The 13153-nt window shown below is 66.7% G+C and carries 12 protein-coding genes and 1 tRNA gene; 8 read left to right on the top strand and 5 right to left on the bottom strand.

What is annotated here, in order from left to right; all coding sequences use genetic code 11:
* The first annotated feature begins 5 nt into the window (after positions 1-5).
* On the top strand, positions 6-752 hold the full coding sequence (locus tag ASC95_RS25660) for a Nif3-like dinuclear metal center hexameric protein (protein ID WP_057300547.1): 747 nt from the start codon (positions 6-8) through the stop codon (positions 750-752).
* Here ASC95_RS25660 and ASC95_RS25655 read toward each other — a convergent pair.
* Positions 749-1657, bottom strand: a complete 909-nt coding sequence (locus ASC95_RS25655) for a M14 family metallocarboxypeptidase (RefSeq protein WP_057300546.1) — start codon at positions 1655-1657, stop codon at positions 749-751. The genes ASC95_RS25660 and ASC95_RS25655 overlap by 4 nt on opposite strands.
* Positions 1654-3456 (bottom strand): DUF885 family protein, encoded by a 1803-nt coding sequence (locus ASC95_RS25650; RefSeq protein ID WP_162250854.1) that lies wholly within the window; start codon positions 3454-3456, stop codon positions 1654-1656. Before ASC95_RS25650 ends, ASC95_RS25655 begins: the two co-directional genes overlap by 4 nt.
* A gap of 72 nt (positions 3457-3528) precedes the next feature.
* On the opposite strand from ASC95_RS25650, the gene pdxA reads away from it, so the two are divergent.
* Positions 3529-4551 (top strand): 4-hydroxythreonine-4-phosphate dehydrogenase PdxA, encoded by a 1023-nt coding sequence (pdxA, locus tag ASC95_RS25645; protein ID WP_057300545.1) that lies wholly within the window; start codon positions 3529-3531, stop codon positions 4549-4551.
* On the opposite strand, the gene ASC95_RS25640 is transcribed toward pdxA, so the two are convergent.
* Together ASC95_RS25640 and mscL are read right to left on the bottom strand one after the other, a co-directional pair.
* On the bottom strand, positions 4532-6952 hold the full coding sequence (locus tag ASC95_RS25640) for a DUF1631 family protein (RefSeq protein WP_057300544.1): 2421 nt from the start codon (positions 6950-6952) through the stop codon (positions 4532-4534). The two genes, pdxA and ASC95_RS25640, sit on opposite strands and share 20 nt — an antisense overlap.
* 131 nt (positions 6953-7083) lie before the next feature.
* Positions 7084-7506, bottom strand: coding sequence for a large conductance mechanosensitive channel protein MscL (mscL, locus tag ASC95_RS25635; protein WP_056192848.1), 423 nt, complete (start codon positions 7504-7506; stop codon positions 7084-7086).
* Positions 7507-7682: 176 nt separating this feature from the next.
* Between mscL and petA the strand changes: the two genes are divergently transcribed.
* From petA to ASC95_RS25605, 6 genes are all read left to right on the top strand, one after another.
* The gene (gene petA / locus ASC95_RS25630) at positions 7683-8279 is read left to right on the top strand and encodes a ubiquinol-cytochrome c reductase iron-sulfur subunit (protein ID WP_057300543.1); all 597 of its coding nucleotides are present in this window, start codon (positions 7683-7685) and stop codon (positions 8277-8279) included.
* A gap of 9 nt (positions 8280-8288) precedes the next feature.
* Positions 8289-9695, top strand: coding sequence for a cytochrome bc complex cytochrome b subunit (locus ASC95_RS25625; RefSeq protein WP_057300542.1), 1407 nt, complete (start codon positions 8289-8291; stop codon positions 9693-9695).
* A gap of 20 nt (positions 9696-9715) precedes the next feature.
* Entirely contained in the window at positions 9716-10486 is a 771-nt protein-coding gene (locus ASC95_RS25620) for a cytochrome c1 (protein WP_057300541.1), read from the top strand.
* A 142-nt stretch (positions 10487-10628) separates the two neighbouring features.
* Positions 10629-11246 carry a glutathione S-transferase N-terminal domain-containing protein gene (locus tag ASC95_RS25615; protein ID WP_056192820.1) on the top strand — a complete coding sequence of 206 codons (618 nt, stop codon included), beginning with the start codon at positions 10629-10631 and terminating at the stop codon, positions 11244-11246.
* Between the two features lie 128 nt (positions 11247-11374).
* Positions 11375-11884 (top strand): ClpXP protease specificity-enhancing factor, encoded by a 510-nt coding sequence (locus ASC95_RS25610; RefSeq protein ID WP_057300540.1) that lies wholly within the window; start codon positions 11375-11377, stop codon positions 11882-11884.
* Between the two features lie 25 nt (positions 11885-11909).
* Positions 11910-11985, top strand: a tRNA-Thr gene (locus tag ASC95_RS25605).
* Positions 11986-12698: 713 nt separating this feature from the next.
* Here the strand turns inward: ASC95_RS25605 and ASC95_RS25600 are convergent.
* The gene (locus ASC95_RS25600; protein WP_157256508.1) at positions 12699-13037 is read right to left on the bottom strand and encodes a hypothetical protein; all 339 of its coding nucleotides are present in this window, start codon (positions 13035-13037) and stop codon (positions 12699-12701) included.
* Positions 13038-13153 lie beyond the last annotated feature (116 nt).

Below are 13153 nucleotides of genomic sequence, written 5' to 3'. Positions count from 1 at the left end.
AAGCCATGACCGATCGCGCCGCGCTGGAACTCCGCCTGAACCAGCTGCTGGAGCCAGCGCGCTTCAAGGATTATGGGCCGAACGGTCTGCAGGTCGAGGGGCGCGCCGAGGTGGGTCATCTCGTTTGCGGCGTCACGGCCAGCCTGGCGCTGATCGACGCGGCCGTCGCTGCCGGGGCGGATGCCATCCTCGTCCACCACGGCCTGTTCTGGCGTGGCCAGGATGGCCGCGTGACGGGCTGGATGAAGCAGCGCCTGGCGCGGTTGATCCAGCATGACATCAACCTCTTTGCCTATCACCTGCCGCTGGACGCTCACCCGACATTGGGCAACAACGCGCAGCTCGGCGCGCAATTCGGCTGGACTGCGGACAGTCGCTTCGGCGAGCAGGATCTCGGTTTCAGCGCGGCCATCGAGCCCACCGATCTCGCTGCGCTGACGGCGAAGCTTCGCGATGCGCTGGGCCGCAACGTGACCGCCGTGCCGGGCGATGGCCGCGCGCTGCGCCGCGTCGCCTGGTGCACCGGCGGCGCCCAGGGCTATTTCGAGTCGGCCATCGCGGCGAGCGCCGACGTCTTCATCACCGGCGAGATCTCCGAGCCGCAGGCCCACTATGCCCGCGAGACCGGCGTTGCCTTCATCGCGGCCGGCCACCACGCCACCGAGCGCTACGGTGTGCAGGGTGTCGGCGCCCAGGTGGCCCAGGACCTGGGCCTGTCCTGGCAGTTCATCGACGTGGACAACCCGGCCTAGGCGGCAGCCAGGGCGTAGGTGATTGCCGCGCGCACCGCAGCCACCTGGGCGTCGATGCACTGCTCAGGCGTGGCCCGGGCGCTGTCGGGATAGACCTCGGTCGTCGTCGTGAAGCGGGCCCCGGTGATGGCGGCGCACAGGGCGCGGCTGCGCACGGCGAAGCTGATGACGCCGGGCGACTGCAGCGGGCAGCCGATGATCTGGCCGTTGGCGTCGGGCTCGGCGATGTGAGTGACCGCTGCCACCGCAGCGATGACTGCGCGCTGGAACTCGGGCTGGGGTTGTTCGGCGTCATCGACGAGATAGAAGCCGTCGGGAATCAGGCCCGGCTCGAACACCTCACCATCACGTGCCGCCAGGGCGGGACGGAATTCGGACTCGTCGGTGTCGGTCGTCTCGTGCAGGTCGATGTGCATCAGCACACGGCCCCGCAGCGGCGCCAGCAGGGCCACCAGTGCCGCCGACTCCGGCACCGCGCTGCCGTCGCGGAAGTTGCGGTTGGGGTCCTGCGCATCGAAGTTCCAGCGCTGCACCCGCTCGTAGGCCCAGGGGCTGACGCAGGGTGCCACCAGCAGGTTGGCGCGGCCGGCCATTTCCAGCCCGTGTTGCCGAACGAAGGCCAGCGCGCCGTGCACGCCGCTGGTCTCATAGCCATGCACGCCGCCGGTCACGACCAGGACGGGCAGGTCGTCACGCCAGCCGCGGCTGCGGATGGCCAGCAGCGGGAAGAGCTCGCCGCCAGAGACCACGGCGCCGTACTCGCTGACGTCGAAGTCCCGACGCAGGGGCTCGATGGCGGTAAGCACATCGGCTGCGTAGCTGCGCTGCTTGACGAGGCGCTCGCGCCAGGCGCTGACCTCGGCCGGGCCCCAGGGCTGGCCGGGGCTGCCAATGGGGTAGCTCATGGCCTGGCCCTTTCGCTCAAGATCCACGCATTGATGCGCTGCTCCAGCAGCGGCAGCGGCATGGCCCCCTGGTCGATGACGGCCATGTGGAAGCGGCGCTGGTCGAACCTGGCGCCGAGGGCGGCTTCGGAGCGGGCGCGCAGCTCCTTGATCTTCAGTTCGCCCATCATGTAGCTCAGCGCCTGGCCGGGCTGGGACAGGTAGCGGTCGACCTCGGCCGTCATGAAGGTGGCGTCGTGGCCGGTCTGCTCGATCATGTAGGCGATGGCCTTGTCGCGGTTCCAGCCCAGCGCGTGCAGGCCGGTGTCAGTGACCAGGCGGGCGGCGCGGAACATCTGCGCCTGCAGGTGGCCGAAGCGCGTGTAGGGGTCGCGGAACAGGCCGATCTGCGGCCCCAGCGTCTCGGCATACAGCGCCCAGCCTTCGCTGAAGACCGAGTACTGCGATTGGCGGCGGAAGTTGGGCAGCTCGCCCAGCTCGACCTGGCGGGAAATCTGCAGGTGGTGGCCGGGCACGGTCTCGTGGGCCACCAGGGTCTCCATCGCCCACTTGGGCCGGCGCTTGAAGGCGATCGCGTTGGCGTTGAACCAGCCGGGCGTCGTGCCGTCCAGCGACGGGCCGTTGTAGTTGTCGGCCGCGCCTTCGCCGGTGTAGGGCGGCATGCCGCGGATGCCATAGGGCGAGCGCGGCAACTGGGTGAAGAGCTTGGGCAGCTCGGGGTCGATGCGCTTGGCGATGGCGCGGTAGCCGTCCAGCAGTTCGTCGGCGCTCTGGTTGAAGAACTTGGGGTCGCTGTAGAGGAATTTCTTGAAGGCGGCGAGGTCGCCGTCGAAGCCCGCCTCGGCCTTGACCTTTTCCATCTCGGCACGGATGCGCGCGGCCTCGCGCAGGCCGGTGGTGTGGATGTCGCCGGCCGCCAGCGGCAGCGTCACATGGCGCAGGATCAGCGCCTCGTAGACCTTGTCGCCGCCGGGGTAGGTCGACAGCGAGCCGCTGTCGGGCGCCTTGGGGCTGAGCTCGTCCTTCATGACGGCGAGCAGCTTGCGCTGGGCCGGGTAGAAGAGCTCGCGCATGGCCGCCTGGCCCTGGGTCTGGTAGTTGGCCTTGACGCCGGCGTCCACTGTCATGCGAGCGAAGGGCTCGTAGGCAGGGCTCTTGGTGACGTCCTCGGTCAGCTGGCCCTCGACCTGGGCGATGGCACGGGCCAGCACCGGCTTGGACGTGACCCAGCCCAGCGCCAGGCCGTGGCGCAGGATGGCGATCTCCTGGTCGACCCGCGCCGGATAGGCGGCCAGGCGCGCCAGCCACTGCTTGACCTGGGTCTCGTTGTTGACCGGCACATTGCGCGCAAACCCGGCCAGGGCCGACTGGGCGCCGTACAGCGTGCCCAGCGTCAGCGTGCGATAGCCGGCGAAGCCCTGCATCGCAACCTCCTGCTGGTAGCGGTTGATGAAGAGGACGAGGGACACGCGGTCGGTGTCCTTCAGCGGGCCGACGTCGACCGCCTGGGCGCGGGCCAGCATGTCGCGGGCAAAGGCGTCGCGGGCCGCGAGGGCGGTCGCGGAGCGGTCACTCAGCTTGTCGTTGAAGCGCAGGTCACCGCGCAGTGTGGCCCACTCGGGCGCGGTGCGGGCCTCGGCCTCCCACGCTTCGTCGAACAGCGCTTGCAGCGCCAGATGGGCCTTGGTGGCGGCATCGGCGGCAGCCGTCGTGGCTGCGGGTTTGGGCACCGGTTGGGTGGCGGCGGGGGCGGTCAGGTGCAGACCGGCGATCAAGGCGGCAACGAGGGTCTTGCGCAAAAAAATCTCCACGGCGTGATGAGCCGGCCGGCAGTCTGCCAGCGCGCAGCCAGGGTGATGAAAGAATGCGGCATGACCCCGGAAAACTCCCTAGGCCAGCCCCTGGTCGTCAGCATGGGCGATGCCTGTGGCATCGGCCCCGAGATCATCGCGAAGTTGTGGCGGCACGAGATGCCACTGGATGCGCTGGTGGTCGGCGACGTTGCCGTCATGAGGCGCGCAGTCGCTGCGGTCGGCGGTGGCCTGGCGGTCGCCGAATTGCATGGAGCCGATGAGTTAGGCCGCGTACCGCCGCGCTGCCTGCCGGTCTGGCAGCCCGTGGGGCTGCCGGCGGGCCTGGTCGATGCCCCCTTGGGCCAGGTCGCTGCCCGTGCCGGTGCGGCCGCCGCCCTGTGCATCGAGGCTGCCGTTGGCTTGATCCAGGCGGGCCACGCGCGCGCCCTCGTCACGGCGCCCATCCACAAGGAGGCCCTGCATGCGGCCGGTTCGCCCTATCCGGGCCATACCGAGATGCTGCAGGCCCTGGCTGGCGGCGTGCCGGTGCGCATGATGCTGGCCAACGAGGAGCTGCGCACGGTGCTCGTCACGATCCACTGCTCGCTGCGTGAGGCGATCGCGCGCGTGACCCGCGAGGCGGTGGCGGAGACGCTGCGTATCACCCAGGCGGCGCTGCAGCGCATGGGGATTGCCGCGCCGCGCATTGCCGTGGCCGGGCTGAACCCGCATGCCGGCGAAGGCGGCTTGTTCGGTGATGAAGAGATCCTGCATATCGCGCCCGCCATTGCCGACGCACGTGCGGCCGGCATGGATGCCAGCGGCCCCTATGCGCCCGACACCATCTTCATGCGGGCCCGGCGGGGCGAGTTCGACGTCGTCGTCGCCATGGTGCATGACCATGGCCTGATCCCGGTGAAGTACCTGGGCGTGGAGCAGGGCGTCAACGTGACGCTGGGCCTGCCCTTTGTGCGCACCAGCCCCGACCACGGCACGGCCTTCGACATTGCAGGCAAGGGTCTGGCCGATCCGGCCAGCATGAGTGCGGCACTCGCAATGGCCCGCCGGCTGACGAAGGATCTCAGCGCGCCGCCGGTGTAAGCGCCGCCAGTTGCGCCCGCGCACGAGCCGTTGCACGCTCAAGCAACTGACCGTGTTCATAGGCACGCATGCGGTCGGCCTCGCAGAGCTTTCTCAGCATGCGGGCTGTCATCGTCACCGTCTCCTGGTGGCGGTTGCCGTGCGTGAAGATGAAGAAGCTGCGGCCGGCGCTGACATGGGCCAGGCGCACCTTCTGCCATTCGTTGCCGGTGTGCATCTGATAGGCGAAGCCGAGCTGCATGTTGTCCACCAGCAGGGCGCCGCTGCTGGCATCGGGCGCGCTCTCGACGGCGGGCAGGCCATCGATGGAAATGTCCACGGCCTGCAGCGGCTCAGCCGCGGCCGCGGCGTCGTTGCCTGACAGGTCCAGGTCCAGTTCGCCGTTCCAGTCAACGCTGGCTTCCTCGACAAGGCCCAGGCTCTTGGCCTCGGCCGGCGTCAGGCGCTGGCTGGCGTCGAGATCGCCAGGCGCGGTCTCGCCGGCCATGGGCTTGGCGAGATCGGCCTCGGCCGGCGGCGCGACGCCGAAGATCTGGTCGAGCTGCTTGATCAGCAGGTTGGTGTCCAGGGCGCTGGGCGCCTGACCCTTCAGCGACTCGGCATGGGCCGGCAGCAGCACGCCGAAGAAGTCCTTGCGCGGGCCGTCCGGCCAACGGATCAGATCCATGCCCTCGTTGAGGGTGCGCATCAGATTGGGCAGCTCGCGCAGGAAGTCGGAGCGTGCCGCCGTGCCGCCCTTGGGCTGCACGCTCATGACGAGGGTGCGGCCGAGGGTGCGCAGGCGCAGGGCCCGCTCCGGCGCGCCTTCGCGCGAAGCCAGCACGATGGCCTGGGACCAGACCTGGGCCAGGAAGGTGCGCAGGAAGTCCTGCATCGGCACCTTGGCCAGTTGCTGCTGCAGTTGCAAGGCGTAGCGCTGCTGCAGGCGCAGGTCAGTTTCGCGGCGCTCGACGACGGCAGCGGCGTCGCCGGCGGCTTTCAGCGTGCTGCGGGTCTGCTCGGTGATGAAGGTTTCGAGTGCGTCCAGCTTGGCCGTGTAGACGTCCATGCGGTCGAAGTCGCCCTGGGCGACGTCCTGCACGAGGTCGCGCACATGCGCCAGGAAGGAGCGCCCGGGGTCGTCGCTGAAGTCGTCAAAGGCGCAGGCGAGGGACGCCATGCGGTTGACGAACACCCGCACCGGATGGCGGCGCGAGGAGAAGAAGGTCTCGTCGCCCAAGGCCACGCGCAGCACAGGCAGTTGCAGGCGGGCCAGCAGGCGCGCCATCTGCGGCGGCACCTTGGGGTCGGACAGGATCTGGTCGAACAGGCCGGCGACGACGTCGATGACCATGTGATCCAGCCGGCCCGTGGCCATCTGGCGCAGTTCGTCGCGATGTTGGTTGATCAGGTTGGGCGGCAGCGGCATCTGCCCCCAGGCACTGGGCTCACCACTGAGGGTGTCCAGACCCATGCGCCCGGAGTTGCCGTGGCTGTCATAGGCCGGCTCATAGGCTCCGGGGGCCTGCGCCAGGCGGCGCAGCAGGTCCATCATCTGGGGGTCGACCCGGCCAAAGCCGCCGCTGCCTCCACCGCCGCCGCGGCTGCCAAAGCCGCCGCCGGGTCCACCGAAGCCGCTGTTGCGGCCGCCGCCGGGGCCTCCCTGGCCGCTCAGGCCGCCATGCCCCGAGCCACCGTAGCCGCCGCGCGTGGACATGCCGCCATGGCCCGAATCGAGATCACCTGGCTGGGTGCCTGCGCCAAGGCCGCCGAGACGCGAGGCGGCGCCATCTGGCGATGCGCGCACGCGCAAGTCCTGGGGTCGCAGCCCGCGCGAGCGCAGCAGCTCGGCGATATCGGCATAGCAGGCGCGCATCTCCTGGGCCAGCGCGCGGGTCAATTCGTCGGTCAGCGTCTGGCGGGTGACGGGGTCGTCGGTGATGGCCTGAATGGCATCAAGCAGGCCCTGGCCGATGAGTTCGGGCCGCAAGGGGTTGCGTTCGCCGACCTGGATGCCGGCGACATAGGATTCCACCTCGCGCAGTTCCCACTCGCAGTGGTGGCCAATGGCCAGGCCGATGCGGTCTGCGGCCACCAGGTTGTTGACCTGGTCGTCGTCCATCAGCGAGAGCTCGTCCCAGGCCTTTTTGGCTGTGGGCGCCGCTTGCGGTTTGGTATCGGATTGTTCGGCCGACACCTGTTTGCGCAAACTCTGCACAAAACGCTGCGAGAACACGCCTTGTTGCTGGCGGAACACGAATTGAGCCGCGAGCAGCATGTCGCGCTTCTTGATCTGCCCTGAGGACAACGCCGACAGCCCGAGACCTTCCGCGCAGCGCTCGGCCGCCTGCTCACCCGCCAGACGGATGCGGGTCAGCGAGGCTTCGAGGTGCGGGTTCAGGCGTATCTCTGGCGCGTTCATCAACTAGTGGCACGAGCTGCGTCGAAAGTATCGCGCCTGCAACAGGTGCGGGTTTTCAACCAGTTGCCAAATTCCTCGCACAAAAAAGCCCGGTAACCATTGCTTACCGGGCGGCGAGGCGGCGCGAGAGCTTAGCGCTTCAGCGAATCGCGAATCTCCCGCAGCAGTTGAATGTCTTCCGGCGTGGCCGGCGGCTCGGCCGGCGCGGCCGCGGCTTCGGGTTCGCGCTTGAGGCGGTTGATCTGCTGAATCATCAGGAAGATGACGAAGGCCAGGATGATGAAGTTCAGCGAAACGGTCAGGAAGCTGCCATAGGCCAGCACGGCGCCGGTTTTTTTGGCTTCGGCCAGCGTCGTGGCCGTCTGGCCGGCCAGCGGGATGAAGTAATTGCTGAAATCCAGGCCGCCGAAGATCTTGCTGACGACCGGCATGATGACGTCTCCGACCAGGGAGTCGACGATCTTGCCGAAGGCGCCGCCGATGATCACGCCGACCGCCAGGTCGACGACATTGCCTTTGACGGCGAACTCCTTGAACTCGGAGAAGAAACTCATTCGGTGCTCCAGGTTGGCGCCGTTCGAATGACGGCTGCGTGCGATGTTGGGCGCAAGTCTAGGGGGCGGCAAGGGGGGAAACCTGCAATCGCGTGCCGCCGCCTCGCCCGGCGTGCCAACAAGCGTCCGCTAGAATCCTTGGCTGCCCCGATCAGAAGTCTCTTTAGAGGACCCTCATGAGTGACCAGCAAGTGGACCAAGGCAAGCGGACCTGGTTGATTGCAACCGGTTGTGCCGGCGCCGTTGGTGGCGTTGCGACCGCCGTGCCTTTCGTCAGCACTTTTGCGCCGAGCGAGCGCGCCAAGGCCGCCGGTGCCCCCGTCGAGGTCGACATCTCCGGCATCAAGCCCGGCGAAAAGCTCACCGTCGAATGGCGTGGCAAGCCGGTCTGGATCGTGCGGCGCACGCCAGAGCAGATCGAGGCCCTGAAGAAGAACGACAGCCAGCTGGCCGACCCGAATTCGGACCGCAAGGCCTTCCCCATCCCCGACTACGCCAAGAACGAGAACCGCTCGATCAAGCCGGAGTACCTCGTCGTCGTCGGCATCTGCTCGCACCTGGGCTGCTCGCCGAGCGACAAGTTCGCGCCGGGCGCGCAACCGTCGCTGCCGGACGACTGGAACGGCGGCTTCCTTTGCCCCTGCCACGGCTCCACCTTCGACATGGCGGGTCGCGTCTTCAAGAACAAGCCCGCGCCCGACAACCTCGAGGTGCCGCCGTACATGTACCTGTCCGACACGCGTCTGATGATCGGCGAAGACAAGAAGGCATAAGGACAAGTCATGGCTGAATTCAAGGAAGCACCCGCAGGCGCCTCGGCAGGCGTGAAGACCATGACCTGGCTGGAGAACCGGTTCCCAACCGCGTTCGATGCCTACAAGGTCCACATGTCGGAGTACTACGCGCCGAAGAACTTCAACTGGTGGTACATCTTCGGCTCGCTGGCGCTGCTGGTGCTGGTGATCCAGATCGTCACCGGGATCTTCCTGGTGATGCACTACAAGCCCGATGCCGGCCTGGCCTTCGCGTCTGTCGAGTACATCATGCGCGACGTGCCCTGGGGCTGGCTGATCCGCTACATGCACAGCACCGGCGCCTCGGCCTTCTTCGTCGTGGTCTACCTGCACATGTTCCGTGGCCTCATCTACGGCAGCTACCGCAAGCCGCGCGAGCTGGTCTGGATCTTCGGCTGCGCGATCTTCCTGTGCCTGATGGCCGAAGCCTTCATGGGCTATCTGCTGCCCTGGGGCCAGATGTCCTACTGGGGCGCCCAGGTCATCGTGAACCTGTTCGCCGCCGTGCCCTTCGTCGGCCCGGACCTGGCGCTGATGATCCGCGGCGACTACGTCGTTGGCGATGCAACCCTGAACCGCTTCTTCAGCTTCCACGTCATCGCCGTGCCGCTGGTGCTGCTGGGCCTGGTGGTGGCCCACCTGCTGGCCCTGCATGACGTCGGCTCCAACAACCCCGACGGCGTCGAGATCAAGAAGCACAAGGACCCCAAGACCGGCATCCCGCTGGACGGCATCGCCTTCCACCCGTTCTACACGGTGCACGACATCTACGGCGTCTGCATCTTCCTGATGGTCTTCACGTCCATCCTGTTCTTCGCACCGGAACTCGGCGGCTACTTCCTCGAGTACAACAACTTCATCCCGGCCGACCCGCTGAAGACGCCGGCGCACATCGCCCCGGTTTGGTACTTCACGCCGTTCTACTCGATGCTGCGCGCCACGACCGACACGATGGTCAACGTGCTGTGCGGCGTCGTCGGCATCGCGGCCGTCGTGAGCTTCCTGAAGGGCAAGTTCGGCGGTGCCGCCAAGGTGGCCCTGCTGGTGGCTGCAGCCGTGCTGATCTTCCTGCTCAAGGTCTTCGACGCTAAGTTCTGGGGCGTCGTCGTCATGGGCGGCGCGGTCATCATCCTGTTCTTCCTGCCCTGGCTGGACCACAGCCCGGTCAAGTCGATCCGTTACCGCCCCGACTGGCACAAATACGTCTATGCCGTCTTCGTCGTCTTCTTTCTGTGGCTGGGCTACCTCGGCATCCAGCCGCCGAGCGACGTGGGCACCCTGGTCGCCCAGGTGGGTACCTTGTTCTACTTCGGCTTCTTCCTGCTGATGCCCTGGTGGAGCCGCCTCGGCACGCCCAAGGCTGTGCCGGACCGTGTGACCTTCCACGCCCACTGAGCCGCGGAGCAACAACACCAATGAAAAAGCTGATCGCTCTCCTGCTGGCCACCCTGGGCTTCGTGGGTGCCGCCCAGGCCAACACCGGCGGCATCGAGTGGGACAAGTTCCCCAAGGAAAAGATGTCGGACATGGCGGCGCTGCAAAGCGGCGCCAAGCTGTTCGTCAACTACTGCCTGAACTGCCATTCGGCCGCCTACATGCGCTACAACCGCATGCGCGACATCGGCCTGTCCGAAGCCGACATCAAGAACAACCTGCTGTTCGCGGCCGAAAAGGTCGGTGAGACCATGAAGGTCAGCATCGACCCGAAAGACGCCAAGGCCTGGTTCGGCGCCAACCCGCCCGACCTGAGCGTCATCGCCCGCTCGCGCGCCGACGGCGCCAAGGGTTCGGGTGCCGACTACCTCTACACCTACATGCGGAGCTTCTACCGCGACGACACCAAGGCGACCGGTTGGAACAACATGGCCTTCCCCAGCGTCGCGATGCCGCATGTGCTGTGGGAACTGCAGGGCCAGCGCGCCGCGAAGTTCGAGGAAGTCGCCGACCCGCACGACCACGACAAGAAGACCCACGTCTTCGCCGGCTACCAACAACTGACGCCCGGCACTTTGTCCGAACGCCAGTACGACGAAGCCGTGGCCGACCTGGTTGCCTATTTGCAGTGGATGGGCGAGCCCGCGCAGGGCCAGCGCTTTCAGCTCGGCGTGATCGTGCTGATCTTCCTGTCCATCCTGACCGTGTTTGCCTGGCGCCTGAACGCCTCGTACTGGAAGGACGTGAAGTAAGCCCGTCCATCCCGGCACCGCTCTCGGGTGGTGCCGAAACACGCAGTGGGGCGCGCTTGTAGCCACCCACTGCGTTTGCTTTTTCAGCGCGGCCCCAGCCGTCGCGCGTTTTTGATTGACTGACCCCTCGGGAGCCCAAGCCATGATGGTCCTTTACTCCGGTACCACCGACCCCTACTCGCACCGCTGCCGCTTCGTGCTGTTCGAGAAAGGCATGGACTTCGAAATCCGTGACGTTGACCTGTTCGCGAAGCCCGAAGACATCGCATTGATGAACCCGTACAACGAGGTGCCCATCCTCGTCGAGCGCGACCTCATCCTGTATGAATCGCACATCATCAACGAGTACATCGATGAGCGCTTCCCGCACCCGCAACTGATGCCCGGCGACCCGGTGGCCCGCGCCCGCGTGCGCCTGTTCCTGCTGAACTTCGAGAAGGAGCTGTTCGCCCACGTGAACATCCTCGAAGGCCGCGGCACGACGACCAAGGCGACCGACAAGCAGCTCGAGAAGGCCCGCTCGCAGATCCGCGACCGCCTGACCCAGCTCGCGCCGATCTTCCTGAAGAACAAGTACATGCTGGGCGACGACTTCTCGATGCTCGACGTGGCCATCGCGCCGCTGCTGTGGCGCCTGGACTACTACGGCATCGACATGTCCAAGAACGCGCTGCCGCTGCTGAAGTACGCCGAGCGCATCTTCAGCCGCCCGGCCTACATCGAGGCGCTGACGCCCTCTGAAAAGGTCATGCGTCGTTGAAAGCCCACCCTCGAAGCGCTGCACGCGTCCCTCTCAAAGGGGCGCCGTCAGTGGCCCGGCAAAGCCGGTTCCACGGCGGCCGCTGGGTCTACTGACCGTATTGCGCCCTGATCGGGTGACTGTCGTACATGGATAAAACGCAAGGGATCGAAGGGGGCGCGGGCAATGGCACGTCCACCCGTCCGTACCTGATCCGCGCGCTGCATGACTGGTGCACGGACAACGGCTTCACGCCTTATATCGCGGTGCACGTCGATCGTTCGGTGCAGGTGCCGATGGAGTACGTGTCCAACAACGAGATCGTGCTGAACATCGGTTTCGATGCCACCAGCGGACTGGATCTTGGCAACGACTTCATCCAGTTCAAGGCGCGCTTCGGCGGCGTCGCGCGCGAAATCGTCGTGCCGGTGGACCATGTCGTCGCGATCTACGCCCGCGAGAACGGCCAGGGCATGGCCTTTCCGGCGCCCGAGGCGCTGGCCGAAGGTGCGCCCCTGCCCAGCCCGGCACCGCAGGAGCCGCGCCGCAGCGGCCTGCGTCTGGCCAGCGAAGCCAGCGACGACGAGGGCGATGACACGCCACCGCCGCCCGACGCGCCCAGCGGTAGCCCGCGGCCTTCGCTCAAACGGGTGAAATGAGCGCCTAGAATCTCATCCTCAATTCGCCGGCTTAGCTCAGTTGGTAGAGCAACCGCCTTGTAAGCGGTAGGTCATCAGTTCGAATCCGATAGCCGGCACCAATCAAAAACCCACTGTCTCGCGACAGTGGGTTTTTTTCTTTGTGCGCCCAGCATGGGCGCACTCTTGCGGGTGCAAGTCCCGCCGTGAGTTGATCGCGACGAACGAAGTGAAGCGCAACTGCATGAGGGTGACCGAGTGTGGGAAGGAAGCGTGGAGCGAAGCTGCGAGCCGATGAACAAGAACCGGATAGAAGGCACTGCCAAGCAGGGCGAGCGGGCATGGAACCGCGAAGCTCTCGTGATCAAGGCGAAGCGGTGTAAATCCGGCGGCTGTGCAGTGAAGGAGTGCGTTCTTACCTGGGGAGATCTCGCCTTGCGCCTGAAAGGGCGACGGCGCTGCCGGAGCGAGAAGTCAGCAGAGGTCGTAGTAGCCGGGTAGCAGGGCCGCAGAGGCCGAAGCGAGAGGCGAAGGACCGAACGGGGGTGAGCACCAAACGACCAGGGGATGTCGAGGGCAATGCGTCAGATGCCGGGGTGACCCGGGCGGGATGGCGTCGGATGTGGTGAAGCCACATGTGATCCATTCAGCGACGAAGCCTGAGGCCCGCCCTTGGCGAGAAGGGTGCAGGGTTGTGTGGTCGAGCGTGGGCACTGGTGGCTTGCGTCAGACCGCGTTAACGCCTCAAGCTTCCGAACCGCCCGGTGCGGACCCGCATGCCGGGTGGTGTGGGAGGGGCTCAGCCGACAATGGCTGACCCCTATCCCGATTGCGCCTATTTCTGGATCAGCTTCACGCGGATATGTCCGGGCAGCCCGGCCTGGGCCAGCAGGGCCTCCAGCCGGGGCAGAAGATGACGCAGCTTGGCGGCCACCGCCGCGTTCGCGGCCAGCAGGCTCCAGCCTTCTTCGTCCAGCGGCCCGGGTTGCAGGCTGGCCAGCAGATTGCCCGGCAACGCGGGCCCGATGATGCGCAGCCGCCGCCGTGATGCCTCCAGGCGTGCGTTGAGCTGGCTCAGGCCCTCGTGGGCACGCAGCGCGTCGGCCACCGGGGTTGGCGATGGGACGCTGACGCGCACGCTCTTGGGAGCAAGGTAGCGGGGCGGGGTGGCCATGGCCGCAGTGTAGTGAGGCGGCGGTCCCGGCCAAAAGCCCACTGCTAAACTGCGCCGTTTTGCGCGGCCGGGCAAGTCCGTCTTGCAATGCCTCGCCGTGCCCTCAGATTCGCGCC

The sequence above is a fragment of the Pelomonas sp. Root1217 genome, assembly GCF_001425705.1.
Classification (GTDB): domain Bacteria; phylum Pseudomonadota; class Gammaproteobacteria; order Burkholderiales; family Burkholderiaceae_C; genus Pelomonas.
This window is presented reverse-complemented; position numbering and strand designations above follow the sequence as displayed.